This window comes from Nostoc sp. (assembly GCF_036916735.1).
GTDB lineage: Bacteria > Cyanobacteriota > Cyanobacteriia > Cyanobacteriales > Nostocaceae > Nostoc.
Genome location: NZ_JBALFV010000002.1, coordinates 46254 through 60215, shown reverse-complemented (window position 1 = coordinate 60215; position 13962 = coordinate 46254). Strand labels below are relative to the sequence as shown.

The following is a 13962-nucleotide window of genomic DNA, read 5'->3' as shown; positions in this document are numbered from 1 at the left end:
ATTAAAACAAAATAAATTATCAATAAATTAAAGTATAAAAAATCTAGCTTCCTTAAGTATCTCCTACAGATGTTTTATCGTTACTGCTCAGAAATATCTGATGATGACCAGAAAGAAAAAGGTACAGAGCAAGTAAATTTATTTATAGGCTTGGTAAATTTTTGAATGCGTGACTTCCCCGAACGCGAGTGCGTCCCATAGGGAAGCAGGGCTGTTTCATTCCCCCCCCAGAATATAACCCACTCGCACCCACTACAAAACCGGAGTTTCCTACAGAACTTTCCCAGGCTATTCTCAAGGATGGAAAGTTAAAAAATCTGACTTTTGATCCAAATTTTCCTAATGTTGAGGTAGAAGAAAGATTGCGCCCTGTACTTTTATATAATTAAAAAATATGGATTTTCAACAAGTTTTCGGTAAACTACCTGAAACTCAAGCCAGTGCGCCAGGAAGAGTAAATTTACTAGGCGAACATACTGACTATAACGATGGCTTCGTTCTTCCAACTGCGATTCCTCAAAGTACAACAGTACAGCTAGGTTTTAGTAGCGATACCTCCGGCGGGCTACGCCTACGCCAGCATCACTTTTATTCGGAAAATCTCAACGAGTAAGTGAGCATTTTAGATATTAGTCATACACCCTCTGGATTCGCCAGTTATATTTTTGGCTGTATTGAGGTTTTGCAAAAAGCAGGCTATACAACAATACCATCACTTTGTGTGTACGTCAAATCATCGGTTCCTATGGGTTCAGGTTTGTCTAGCAGCGCAGCTTTGGAAGTGGCAACCCTTCGGGCATTACGCCAACTTCTGAACCTTCCTATTGATGATGTTGAAATCGCCCAATTTGCCCAGCAAGCAGAAATTCACTATGCTGGTGTACAATGCGGCATCATGGATCAGATGGCTTCTAGCTTGGCTGATACTGAACATATTTTATTTTTAGATACTCGGACTTTAGAACGCCGGGTGATGCCTTTGCCTAACAACGCTGAGATTTTGGTTATTGATAGCGGTGTACCCCGTACCCTTGCAAGTAGCAGTTATAACCAGCGTCGGGCCGAGTGTGAAGAGGCAGCGCGATCGCTCAAAGTGAAAGCATTGCGAGATATTAGTGATGTTAATGTAACAGAAGCATTACCCGAACCACTACGGCGTCGTGCCCGTCATGTAGTTACAGAAAATAACCGCGTCTTGGAAGTATTGCAGGGAGTAACATCTGAGCGCTTTGGCGAATTAATGAATGCTTCCCATGCCAGCTTGCGAGATAATTACGAAGTTTCAGTGCCAGCCCTAGATAGGTTGGTAGAGATTTTACAGAAAACAGAAGGGGTGTTTGGTGCAAGACTGACGGGTGCAGGCTTTGGGGGGGCAAGTGTAGCTCTGGTTAGATCGGGTGAGAGCAAAAGTAATACAACTCATGTCCTTAAACAATACAACCAAGCAGGTTACAACGGACGAATTTTGGTTCCTTCTTTGGGATTAGGTGATGCAGCCTAAACCATCTTAAACTCTAATTGATGACTCTTGAGAAAATCATGAGTGAAATGATCCACCACATTTGTATCAACTAGTTCCAAATTATAAAAATCTACAGCTTCATGGTCAAAATAGGGACCAGCGTGCCAAGTACCCTCATGTAGCTTGATAAAACAATTCCCCGGAATGAAAAAAGCAGCAATATCTTCTAATGCTGGTTCATTTAGATCATTATTAGGAGGACAAACAGCAATTAACCAATCTTTCCCTTCCAAAGAACCCAGACATTGAGTGCATTGCAAATGGCGAGTAATTTTGTGAAACTTTCGCCCTTTCTTCTGCAACCGCATAATATAAAATCGGGGAATCCCATTTTCCAGCTTTAACTGGGCATCTTCCTGATCATAAGCTTTGCCATCTTGACTTGCAAAAATCACCTGTCCATAACGCCGAAAGTTTTCAGAAGTGACCCATTGTGCTTGCAATTGTTGCACTGTCTTTGATGTACTCATATCAAAACTTTGAAAGAGATTACTTAGGTTTATTTTCTCCCGAAACGACTGAGTTTTATACAGTCATAATGGTGACTTCCTAAGTTTAAATGCTCTACATTATTATGAAAAAATAATCTTAGCTTGCTAGATAACTACGTACTTGTTCTTTTTGCCGTCGGAGAAGGCTGAGAGCTTTCTGCTCTATTTGACGTACCCGTTCTCGACTAATACCCATGCGATCGCCAATCTGTGCTAAAGAAAGTTCATATCCATCAGTCAGACCAAAGCGCAAAGTTAATATTTCTCGTTGCTGGGGAGACAACTTTGCCAACAAGTCTTGTAAGTCTTGGTGCAAAGATTCTTCAACAGCATAGTCTTCGGGAGAAGGGCCATCATCCTCCAGTATGTCCTGCAATTCTGTATCTTGTTGTTCACCAACTCGCGCCTCTAAAGAGAAGGGTTGACGGGCCAAGAACAAACACTCTCGAACTTGGCTAGGTGTCAAAGATAATGCGTTAGCAATTTCAGCAGTAGTTGGAACCCGACCTAACTGTTGAGATAATTCTCGCTGCACCCGTTTAATTTTGTTCAGTTTCTCAAAGACATGGATCGGTAAACGAATTGTCCGTCCTTGTTGAGCGATCGCTCTTGTGATTCCTTGACGAATCCACCAGTAAGCGTAGGTAGAAAACTTATAACCAAGAGCGGGATCAAATTTATCCACCCCTCGTTCTAAACCCAAAGTACCTTCTTGAATTAAATCCATAAATTCCAGGTTACGGTGCTGGTATTTCTTCGCCACAGCTACCACTAACCGGAGATTAGCCTGAATCATTTTTTGCTTGGCTTGATGCCCTAAATTTAGCTGCTGCTCTACCACCTCAACACTTAACTTCACTCGAGCTGCCCATTCTTGCAGCGTGGGTTCGTGGTTTAACTTCACAGCCAATTCTTCTTTAGCAGCTAGTAAATTCATCATCTGCTGCACTTGTTCGGCAAAAATAACCTCTTGTTCACGAGTCAACAAATCTACACGCCCGATTTCTTGCAGATAACTACGCACAATATCATCTGTAGATCGAGGTTTTTTATCTGCCGCTAAACTTTTTTTCTTCGTTTTTTGAACTTCGGTAGGTGGAGATGTTAAGTTGCTCATGGTTATTTGCTCCTCTGTAACCTCATCAATTTATTGGTATCAAGTCTAGATATTTATACCCATACCCATTTCACACTGCTAATCAATCAATTGGCAATACTAATGAATTCTGGTCTATGATACATTACAAGTCAATTCTTGGAGATAATAAACCCAAAATCAACCCACCCCTTAATAATAACATCATCATTAGTGACAAATCAATTGCTTTAAGTATCATCACTGCATTTTTTGAACCTATTACACTGATTTATTATTAATATTTACCTATCTTAAAACCTGATTATTAATTTAATTTGAGAATACACTTGAAAATAATTAAAAATTACCTCAAAAACTATTTGATAAAAAACCTATCTTTATATTAGCCATACTTTCAGATTATAAAACTCCAAGTAATAATTTATCTTAATTTATACTATTTTAGTTATATTTAAATTTAATGAAAATTAAATTTAAACTTATTAAACACAAAATTTCCATCTTTTACCTCTAGTTCTTTACTAAATAATCCAATCGTATTAAGCCAGCTACGTAGAACACTAACCATAAAAAATCAATTATCTAGCCTCCTCTACTTAAAAACAGCTTTCTTAGGATCAGTTCAACTGGCGGTGCACCAACCGCTACAAAGGAACAAACAAGTCAAATCTTTTTCTCTTCTACCTCCAGTAAGACAGCATACCTGCCTTGGTTGTTAAAAGTCCAGTTAAAATACTTGTAACTAGGGATTTAGGACGGCAAAGACGCAAGTATCCATAATAATTGCACTTGTGTCATACTGCACGCAGACATCTGCATTGGGTGCAGTATTATCAATGTAATTACTTTTGGCGACATTTTTTTGACTAAAAGTAGTAATAATGGTCACATTAACATCAAGGATAATACTTGGCAAGATAGCAACACCTTTAGGCTACTATCTCTTGAGCATCTATAGTTACACAGCCTACTGGTGGGTTCGGCTAACATTCAGGCAAAGCCTTTCGGCTTTGAGCTAAAGCAGCCAGCAGAAATATTTCATCCATGTTTTAACATAAATTATCTAGATAGATTACACTACTAATAATTAGTTATCTCTTGCTAAAAAAGTTCTATATCAAAACTTAGTAACTGTTACACTAATACCAGAATCAAGTTTAGGAACCTTGAGATACTCAATTGGCTCAGTACTTTGTGAAGTTTGAGTATTTGTTGGCTTTTGACATTGCTTAAATAAGGCGGCTGGGTTATTGATGAACTCAAGCGGGTTAATTTTTTTGCATCCTCCCTCCTGCACTAGCGAAATTGGTTCAGTAGTGTGTTTGGGATTATTGGTCTGTCCGGTAAAATTACTCCATGTAGTGTTAATTGTGGCCGGTTCCGTCAATAAAACTCCAGCCTGATTGTCATCGCCTCTTATCATGGAAATATTTTCTTGGTTAGCATAGACACTTCGGGGGAGAGCGAGTACACTAATCACAAGCACTAAAGTGATAGAAGATAATTTCATAATTTAATACTTTTTACATTTAATATTATTTTAATAATTAAAACTGCTTAAATACAGAAAGCAAAAAATAGCAGCCTAGTTTTAATACTTCAGGTTAACATAGGTAGCAAGAAGTTTAGCTAAACTCATTAAAAATATAGTGAAGTTTATTTAGTCAGATATAAACTTTTGTCTAAAAGGAGGCAGTTGAGCAATCCATGCTCTAATCATGTCAACTCCTTCCCTACGGGACGCACTCGCGTTCGGGGAAGTCAAGCATTCACGCATTTAAAAATTTACCAAGCCCATAAATAAATTTAGGGGCTTGTAACAAGGAGCAAAGGTAAAGACGCTCCGCCTTTACGCTGTATTTCTTGCGCTGTGCCACTCGTTATACATTTTTTATTTTTCTATAAATAAATTTACTTGCTCTGTACCTTTTTCTTTCTGGTCAGAATTTGAAACTTGTCTTTTCTGTGTTTCCTGCTGCAACTGTGCTAACTCATATTCTTTTAGCCATATTAATAAGTAGGTCAACCAATACCGTTGCCAAAATAAGAGCATGAAGAGGTAGGGCGTTTCGTAGTAGAGTTATTGTCTCTGACAACGACAACTCAAAAACCACTGCCCGCCCATGCCTGAAAGCTTATTACCGTGGTTTTCGATACGTCCATGAAATATTAAAAATACTTCCCCAACAGCCTGACCCTATTTTGTTAGCTCAAATTTTTGCCAAGCTTACTTCTTTAGGACGGATTCATGCCGTTTCCACAGACTTTAGCCCCTCGTAAATTGGCTAAGGTATTGTCAACATAAAACTTTATTCTTGGCATAAAACAGCAGTAAATACGATTGTACCGTAGTTTATCTTTCATTACATAGTGGTTTTATTGTGCAAACTTAGTTACTAGCCATTTATCTCTTCTACGTGTTACCATACAATTACACAGATAAGACAACATATATATTGTTAGATAAACCTTGGAAGGAGTATTTTGTGGCTATTGCAGGATACAAACAAGGCGATCGCAAGTTTGTAGGTAAACCTAAAATACGGGATATAAACTCAAGAGCCGTCACTGTGCTGTCATTTGGTAAGAATTCAGCACTCAAGAGTCAGAAGTCAAAATTTAAAAGGAATACAGTACGAGCGAGAAATTTATGTAAAAAGTATTCTTCTTATTCTTTAACTATTCTGACCAGAGCTTTGGAGTATCCGGCTTTACTCCTGAATTATTACGTCATTTGCATACATCAAGTCACATCAAAAAAGTCTTTCATCAGTCTGGACAAATAAACTAGTTGTGAGTCATTACAAGTTTGATACTCGAATCATACAATTTTATGATGTCAGTCCTATATCGTCCTCAAGATTGATCATTATTCCAAGGAAAAACTAATTATTATCCAAAGTTTTTATGCAGCAGATCATGTCAATATACATCTAGTCTTTCTAAGTGTCTCTTATCACTGTCCGAAGCCTACCTTGAAATCAGTGAACAGTTAATAGGCGTATAGTTTGGGACTTAAATCCTACAATTGAAACTGGTAACTAATAACTGATAACTGGTAATTGATAAAGTCGTTCCATTGCTTGTAGGCTAGCACAGTTGTTTAATTGCTTACTCTTAATACCAATTTAATGTGAAGCTGCACTAAATGAGTAACTCTCTATTCTTAGCGCTCTTCTCTAACGAGAGGCTACGCGTTGATGTACTTGGTTCACCAGCGCTGTAGGCGGGTTTGGCACCGTAAGCGACTGGTGTTAGCGCAGCGTAAAGCCTTGTCTTCTCCTATCAAAGACGCTGCGCAAACGAGACGTTTTGCTCCCGCTTGCTTCCACCGTTCGCAAAGCGTGCCGTAGGCAAGTGGTACGGCATGGCAACGCTATGAGCGACGAAGGAGCGTCACCCGAAGGGCGGTTCGTTTAATATTCTGTGCATCTTCATAAAGAATTGGTACAAGCAATTAATTGCTTTTATCTTTTTAGAATCAGCAAAAAGGTAGCGGATATAGTAGCATTTATATGAATATTTTGTAAAGTTAACCACATCAGGGTTTTGACAGAATATGATGTTGATTAATAGATGATTAATAAATACCTTCATCAGTTGCAAAACAACGCTGATTTAAACAAAAAATTAGTATTTATTTTAGATTTATCAATTAGCTTGATATTTGTATATTTCAGTAAAGGAGTTAAATCGTAGTGATAATGTGTCTATAATTCCAAATAATCGAAATTATGTACTGTTTTCTATTTTGTGCATAAATTTAAGCTCAATACTGTTAGTTGAAAATGTCTACTAATTTACTCTACCTCCTGAACAACTTCAAGAAAAAGGCATTAGCTGACAATCAACGCAGATATTCTCATAGCAAATTAGACTCCAGGGCTAATATCGGTAAAATACTGAGAAATATCTCCTGTATGTAAGTAAATCAACTTATTTAGAAAATTTGTATATATTATGACGATAGAATCTTTACCACACGTTGAAGAAGTAAATATTCAGAAATACTTAGAAGTTATTCAACGGCGTTGGCTACCTCTCGTCGGTATTTTTGGCATAACTGTTACCCTTGGATGCTTGTATGCATTTTCATTAAAACCTTCATACAAAGCAGAAGGAAGTTTGATGATTAAAACAAATCGCTCTTCCTCACTCACAGGTTTATCGGAAGATATAGGACGTTTGGAAGCTTTGAATGTCAACGACAATCCCCTGGAAACTCAGGTGAGAGTTATTGGCTCAAATCCAGTGATTGAGAAGACAATTAATTCCCTCAACCTTAAAAATAGCAAAGGCAAATTGCTCTCGATCCCTGACTTGGCAAAACAACTAAAAATAGAAGGAATCAAAGGCACTGATGTTGTACAAATTTCTTATAAAAGCAGCAATCCGGAACTAGCTGCCAAAATCGTCAATGAAGTTATTGACAATTATATCGAGCTAAATATCAAAGCTAATCAGAATGAAGCACTGATAGCCAAAGATGTTCTCGTAACGGAAGTACCCAAAGCTGAGGAAATTGTCAGAAGAGCCGAATCAAAACTGCGGCTATTTAAAGAAAAGAATAAAGTTGTTGTCTTAGGACAAGAAGCAAGTGCAGCAGTTGATACCATTTCCAAGTTAGGAAACCAAATTTCTCAAGCTTTAGCTCAATTAGATGATGTTAAAGGTCGTTTAGAACAGTTACGCAGTGAAGCTAAGATAGATTCACAGCAAGGTGTAATCGCATCTGAATTAACTCAAGCACCTGGAGTTCAGAAAGTGCTTGCTCAACTCCAAGAAACAGAAAGCCAACTAGCACTAGAACGTACACGTTTTTCACCTGAACACCCAACAATTATTAACTTACAAGAAAAAGTCGTAGCTCTTCAGAGCTTGCTAAAAGAGCGGATCGGACAATTCGCTGGTACAGCGCAGATAACAGAGGGAAGTTTACAGGTTGGACAACTGCGCCAAAGCCTAATAGCAGATATTACTCATGCTCAGGCAGAACGCGTCGGTCTAGAAAGACAAATTGCCACACTTTTGCGACAGCAAGAAGCCTATATCAAACGAGCAAATAATTTACCAAAGCTAGAACAGAGTCAACGAGAGTTAGAACGAAAGCTACAAGCCGCTCAAACGACTTACGAAACACTCTTAAAGAAACGTCAAGAAATTGATATTGCACAGAATCAAAAGATTCCTAACGCTCGTGTAATTTCCTACGCCTTAACCCCCGATAAAGCAGAAGGACCTCGCAAAATTCTGTTTATTGTTGGTGGAGGAGGAGTTGGTCTTTTCTTAGGTATCATTGTTGCCTTTGGTTTAGACTTAATAGACCGCTCGCTGAAGACAGTCAAAGAAGCTAAAGAAGTTTTGAAATACAGTGTTTTGGGAGTAATTCCAACACAAGGTAAAAATATTAAAGATCATTCTTCTATAGCAGGACTTGATAGAGCTATTCCCAAAGTCATTGGCAGAGATATTCCTTACTTCCCTCTTGGTAACGCATACCAAGTACTACAAGTAAACTTGAAGTTTCTCTGTTCTGATAAACCGCTAAAAAGCATCGTAATCACAAGTTCTGTTGCCAAAGAAGGAAAGTCTGACGTATCTGCAAATTTAGCTGTGACTATGGCTCAGGCAGGGCGACGAGTCTTGTTGGTGGATGCAGATATGCGTAATCCCATGCAGCATCATATCTGGGGGTTAACAAATACAACAGGGCTAAGTAATGCCATTGCTGGACAAGTTTCTTTAGATACGGCAATAAAAGAAGTAATGCCTAATCTTGAGGTTCTTACTTCTGGAATTTTGCCTCCTAATCCAGTCGCAATGCTAGATTCTCAACGTATGGCAACATTAATTAGTCACTTTGGAATAGATTACGATTTCGTAATTTTTGATACGCCTCCTTTATCAGGAATAGCAGATGCTGCTGTTTTAAGTACCCTTACTGACGGAATCTTATTAGTCGTTCGTCCTGGAGTAGTTGACTTGAACAGTGCGAATTCAGCTAAAGAGTTTTTAACTCAGTCAGGTCAGAAGGTCTTAGGGATAGTTATCAATGGTGTCAATACTAAAAATGAACCTAATAACTATTTTTATGACAATAAAAAACAGCAAATTGAACAAGATTTAGTATCTAGCAGCTTAACAAAATTCTCCAGAGAACGTTAAGTTCCGCTATAGATGCTGAAAGCAAGCCTGATTACAAGCATCTCAACCAAATTTTTTGACTGGAGGACTAAATTGATGACATTAAGTAAAAATCTCAAGCAATTCGTAAAGTCAAACACTCCATTAGCTAAATGGAAAGGTTCTCTTTACACAAATACAATAATATTCAAAAATTACATACGAAACTATGATATATATCAACAAATTTTATCTAATCAACAAAGTAATGAATTAGTTACTAATGTGATTAAAGATAGTAAACCTTTTATGATCAGCCGCTTTGGTAGCACAGAAGCTTATTGTATACATGAATATCTACAAGGAGATTACAAAAAATCTATTTTTGAGTCAATGTCTAACGATTCTGGGTTTTTCCCAGTAGATAAAAAACATCTAGATCGATTTAGCCAACTTTTTTTAGAATCGTCAAAGTCTATAGATGTTTTAGGAGTATGGTTTCAAATTGGAGAGCCGGAAATTATCAAAAATTCTTGTTTAAAAGCTTCTTTTGTTGAATTAAATACACTTGAGCCTTATTATCACAATGAGCCTTGGAGCAAAAATCTTGGAGGAAAAAAGGTTTTAGTAATTCATCCTTTTGCAGAAACTATTTCATCACAATATAAAAACTATAGAAAATTGCTTTTTTCAAATCAAAACATTTTACCCGAATTTGAATTAATTACCTTAAAAGCTGTTCAGTCTCTGGCTGGAACTCAAACCAAATTTAATACTTGGTTCGATGCTTATGAGTGGATGTGTAACGAGATTAAAAATAAAGATTTTGACATAGCTATTATAGGATGTGGTGCTTATGGACTTCCATTAGCTGCTTACATTAAATCTCTGGGTAAACAGGCTGTGCATCTTGGAGGAGCAACTCAAATTCTTTTTGGAATTAAAGGCAACCGTTGGGATAAAATTCCGTTTTTCCAGTCTCTTTATAATGAATATTGGGTGAGGTGTAGCCCTGAGGATATTCCTACAAGTCCCTCAAAATATCCAGCATATTGGTAATTATAATACTGGGTCAAGCTAACAATGCTTGGATTATATAAAGTAGATGCAAAGCAGCTTGTTACAAGCTACCATTACAGGTACATAAAACACAAATAGCAAGATTTGAAGACTTGGTTTATAGCGTTTTCCAAGCAACTGAGGTACACTCAAATCTTATTTACCAAGCTTAGTAACTTTGAAAACGTACCTCACCAGGTCGCGAACCGCTACACATAAGCGTTGTTGACTTGACAGACTACTAAGTTATCAAAACTATCTTTTTGATATGGATAATAATATAAAAACATCTTGTTTAATTAATAATTACAATTATGCTGAATTTGTACCAGAAGCAATTTATAGTGCTTTGAATCAAACAGTTAAATTTGATGAAATTATTATTGTTGATGATGCATCCACAGACAATTCTGCCGAAATTATAGCTAATTTCACTAAATTCGGTAATATTAAAGTTATTTTAAAAGAAAAAAATAAAGGACAATTATCATCCTTTAACGAAGGGTTCTTAGCTGCAACTGGAGACATTATATTTTTCTTAGATGCTGATGATATTTATGAGCCTCAATATTTAGAAACTGCCTTAACTTTTTATAATAGACGTAGTGAATGTGATTTTCTATTTTGTGCGTATAAAAAATTTGGAGTTGTGGAAGAAACATTTCAAGCTGATACAGTTGATTTAGATTTAGGCTATTCAGTAATCAAAACTTTATATAGTGGTGAATGGATTGGCTCTATAACTTCAACATTATCAATGCGTAGAGAAATAATTAGAAAATTTTTACCTATTCCCAATATAGAAGATTGGCGTGTGAGGGCTGATGATTGTTTAGTATGGGGAGCTTCTTTAGTTGGGGCTAAAAAGTTTTATATATCTAAACCTTTAGTGATGTATAGAATACATCCAAATAACCAATATCATAACAAGAAATTTTTAGATATAGAAGATAGCTATGAATACGAGAGATTTTGGAAACGCAATTCCTTATTTAATTACATAATGCAAAAAAATCATTTTAGTTTCCCGTTATTATTAGCTTTTACATCTCTCAATGAGTTAAAAACAAAACCATGTCCTAAAACTGAAGATTTTATTTCATATTTAAAAATAATATTTTTATTTGAACATAGTTATTTTTGGAAATTCAAGGGTATTATTTTATTAATTAGCTATTTTTTGAGGAATTTTATGGCTGGTAAGCTAAAAATATTATAGAAAATAAATAATGTAAAATTATAATAAATTTACCTCATTTGAGAATTTAATAAATATAAAATGCTTGTCATTTGTATATATAGAAAATGCTACATGATTAATTCATAAAAATAATGTTAAGTAAATTAAAACTTCAAAACTTATCAAAATTTAAATCTCGTTCTGGGCTGCGTGCAATTGTTGCCAATACAGGTTGGTTGTTCGCTGACCGCATTCTCCGTATGGGTGCAAGCTTGGTTGTAGGAGTGTGGATAGCACGTTACTTAGGAGTACAGCAGTATGGTTTGTTTAACTATGCTTTAGCTTTTGTTAGCTTATTTAGCCCAATTTTCACTCTAGGATTAGACGACGTAGTAGTTCGTCATATTGTCCGTCAATCATCAAATAAAGAGGAAATTTTAGGAACCACTTTTTGGCTAAAGTTGTTGGGTGGAGTTGCTTCTGTCTTATTGGCGGTTGGCACTATGTTGTTCTTAGGTGAGAATGAAACGCTGAAGATATGGCTAGTTGCAATTTTAGGAATGGCAGGAGTTTTTAGAGCAACTGATACTATTGAACTATGGTTTCAATCGCAAGTGCAGTCAAAATACACTGTGATCGCTAAAAATATAGCGTTTCTGCTAAATAGTATTATCAAAATTGCACTAATTGTAACAAAAGCACCATTATTAGCTTTTGCTTGGGTAACATTAGCAGAATTTGTAATGAGTGCAATTGGCTTGCTGATTATTTACCAAGTCAAAGGGTCTTCGTTGTGGTTATGGCGTTGGAGTTTTTCTGTTGCCAAAACTCTTATGAAAGATAGTTTACCTTTAATTTTTTCAGGGTTCGCTATCCTGATTTTTATGAAAATAGATCAGGTTATGTTGGGCCAAATGATTGGAAATACTGAGGTTGGGGTTTATTCTGCTGCTGTCAGGGTTTCAGAAATTTGGTACTTTATTCCGGGAGCTATTGTTTCTTCTGTTGCCCCTACAATTTACGTAGCCAAAGAAAAATCAGAAAGTCTTTACTATCAGCGAATAGGACAATTACTCAGTTTAATGACATGTATATCTTTTGGAATTGCTCTGCCAATGACATTCCTATCTGACAACATAATTATGATGATGTTTGGAAGTGGATATGCAGAAGCAGGAGGAATACTAGCAGTTCATATTTGGACTTCTTTGTTTGTATTTATGGGTCTTGCAACATCACCTTGGTTTATTGCTGAAGGTTTAAACCATGTTTCTTTAGGTAAGACTTTATTTGGGGCGATATTAAATATTATTCTCAACTTATTACTTATTCCTAAATATGCAGGACTTGGGGCTGCGATCGCAACAATAATATCTCAAGCTGCTGCTGCTTTTGTGTGCAATGCATTTGATTCAAGAACACAAAAAATATTTCAGATTCAGGTGCGATCACTCCTTCAATTTTATAAATATTGAGCCTTCTGATCTAACCTTTAAATATCAAGGACATTAACTAAGTTAATTAAAGATGGAAACACCAGTAACTTTTATTATTTTCAAACGTCCGCAAGCAACAGAGAAAGTTTTTCAAGCTATTCGCCAAGCCAAGCCAACAAAACTTTTTGTAATTGCAGATGGTCCCCGCACTGACCGCGAAGGCGAAGCAGAAAAGTGTGAAGCAACTCGGGCAATTATTAAAAGAGTTGATTGGGACTGCGAAGTTATCAAGAATTATTCTGATATCAACTTAGGTTGTGCAAAGCGAGTATCTAGTGGTTTAGATTGGGTATTTAATAATGTTGAAGAGACAATTGTTTTAGAAGATGATTGTATCCCTCATCCAACATTTTTTCGGTTTAGTGAAGAACTGTTAGAAAAATATAGAAACGATACCAGAGTTGCCACAATCTCTGCTCAAAATCTTCAATTCGGGCGAAAACGCACAAATTATAGTTACTATTTTTCTCGCTACAATCACTGCTGGGGTTGGGCAAGTTGGAGACGTGCTTGGCAACATTATGATTTGACGATCAAACTTTGGAAAGAGGTACAAGCAGAAAACCTTTTACATGACATTCTTGTAGACCCAAAAGCAGTAAGTTATTGGCGACGAATATTTCAGTCTGTTTATAATAATCCCACAAGTATAACCTGGGATTACCAATGGACATTTGCTTCTTGGATACAGGGTAGCTTAAGCATTATTCCTAATGTCAATTTAATCTCTAATATTGGCGTTGGTGCTGACGCGACTCATTTTACTTCCAACCAAGAATTTTCGTTTATTAATATGTCAATGCAAGCGATGGAATTTCCCTTAAAACATCCACCGTTTATTGTGAGGAGTATAGAGGCAGATAACTTTACACAAAAAACAGTCTATAAAGCAACTGCATTGGATATTTTTAAAGAGGAGCTTAAGAAAAGATTGAATTACTCAACAATAGAAAAATATTGACATATTTAGTAAAGTTATCTAATTAGAAATT

9 protein-coding genes and 2 pseudogenes are annotated in these 13962 nt (G+C 36.5%); 7 read left to right on the top strand and 4 right to left on the bottom strand.

Annotation, left to right across the window (positions count from 1 at the left end; genetic code table 11):
• Nucleotides 1-394: 394 nt before the first annotated feature.
• Nucleotides 395-1501, top strand: a pseudogene (gene galK / locus V7L20_RS01210) (galactokinase).
• Here galK and V7L20_RS01205 read toward each other — a convergent pair.
• From V7L20_RS01205 to V7L20_RS01190, 4 genes are all read right to left on the bottom strand, one after another.
• Nucleotides 1498-1992, bottom strand: coding sequence for an ureidoglycolate lyase (locus V7L20_RS01205; RefSeq protein ID WP_334742308.1), 495 nt, complete (start codon nucleotides 1990-1992; stop codon nucleotides 1498-1500). The pseudogene galK and the gene V7L20_RS01205 overlap by 4 nt on opposite strands.
• A 118-nt stretch (nucleotides 1993-2110) precedes the next feature.
• Entirely contained in the window at nucleotides 2111-3130 is a 1020-nt protein-coding gene (locus tag V7L20_RS01200) for an RpoD/SigA family RNA polymerase sigma factor (protein WP_334742307.1), read from the bottom strand.
• 724 nt (nucleotides 3131-3854) lie between these two features.
• On the bottom strand, nucleotides 3855-4028 hold the full coding sequence (locus V7L20_RS01195) for a DUF3172 domain-containing protein (protein WP_334742306.1): 174 nt from the start codon (nucleotides 4026-4028) through the stop codon (nucleotides 3855-3857).
• 201 nt (nucleotides 4029-4229) lie between these two features.
• Entirely contained in the window at nucleotides 4230-4622 is a 393-nt protein-coding gene (locus V7L20_RS01190; protein ID WP_334742305.1) for a hypothetical protein, read from the bottom strand.
• 617 nt (nucleotides 4623-5239) lie between these two features.
• Between V7L20_RS01190 and V7L20_RS01185 the strand changes: the two are divergent.
• The 6 genes and pseudogenes from V7L20_RS01185 to V7L20_RS01160 form a co-directional block, all read left to right on the top strand.
• Nucleotides 5240-5392, top strand: a pseudogene (locus tag V7L20_RS01185) (IS4 family transposase); the annotation flags it as partial.
• 1680 nt (nucleotides 5393-7072) lie between these two features.
• Nucleotides 7073-9277, top strand: a complete 2205-nt coding sequence (locus V7L20_RS01180) for a GumC family protein (protein WP_334742304.1) — start codon at nucleotides 7073-7075, stop codon at nucleotides 9275-9277.
• Nucleotides 9278-9352: 75 nt separating this feature from the next.
• Nucleotides 9353-10294, top strand: coding sequence for a hypothetical protein (locus V7L20_RS01175; RefSeq protein WP_334742303.1), 942 nt, complete (start codon nucleotides 9353-9355; stop codon nucleotides 10292-10294).
• Between the two features lie 268 nt (nucleotides 10295-10562).
• Complete coding sequence (locus V7L20_RS01170) at nucleotides 10563-11513, top strand: glycosyltransferase family 2 protein (RefSeq protein ID WP_334742302.1); 951 nt, start codon at nucleotides 10563-10565, stop codon at nucleotides 11511-11513.
• 113 nt (nucleotides 11514-11626) lie between these two features.
• The gene (locus V7L20_RS01165) at nucleotides 11627-12949 is read left to right on the top strand and encodes a flippase (protein WP_334742301.1); all 1323 of its coding nucleotides are present in this window, start codon (nucleotides 11627-11629) and stop codon (nucleotides 12947-12949) included.
• 52 nt (nucleotides 12950-13001) lie between these two features.
• A complete protein-coding gene (locus V7L20_RS01160) occupies nucleotides 13002-13931 on the top strand; it encodes a glycosyltransferase family 2 protein (RefSeq protein ID WP_334742300.1) in 930 nt (309 codons plus the stop codon).
• The last annotated feature ends 31 nt before the right edge of the window (nucleotides 13932-13962 follow it).

Bases quoted from the DNA above. Each gene is read 5' to 3' on its own strand.
- V7L20_RS01205 (WP_334742308.1), bottom strand. From the start codon at position 1,992: ATGAGTACATCAAAGACAGTGCAACAATTGCAAGCACAATGGGTCACT.
- V7L20_RS01200 (WP_334742307.1), bottom strand. From the start codon at position 3,130: ATGAGCAACTTAACATCTCCACCTACCGAAGTTCAAAAAACGAAGAAA.
- V7L20_RS01190 (WP_334742305.1), bottom strand. From the start codon at position 4,622: ATGAAATTATCTTCTATCACTTTAGTGCTTGTGATTAGTGTACTCGCT.
- V7L20_RS01180 (WP_334742304.1), top strand. From the start codon at position 7,073: ATGACGATAGAATCTTTACCACACGTTGAAGAAGTAAATATTCAGAAA.
- V7L20_RS01175 (WP_334742303.1), top strand. From the start codon at position 9,353: ATGACATTAAGTAAAAATCTCAAGCAATTCGTAAAGTCAAACACTCCA.
- V7L20_RS01170 (WP_334742302.1), top strand. From the start codon at position 10,563: ATGGATAATAATATAAAAACATCTTGTTTAATTAATAATTACAATTAT.
- V7L20_RS01165 (WP_334742301.1), top strand. From the start codon at position 11,627: ATGTTAAGTAAATTAAAACTTCAAAACTTATCAAAATTTAAATCTCGT.
- V7L20_RS01160 (WP_334742300.1), top strand. From the start codon at position 13,002: ATGGAAACACCAGTAACTTTTATTATTTTCAAACGTCCGCAAGCAACA.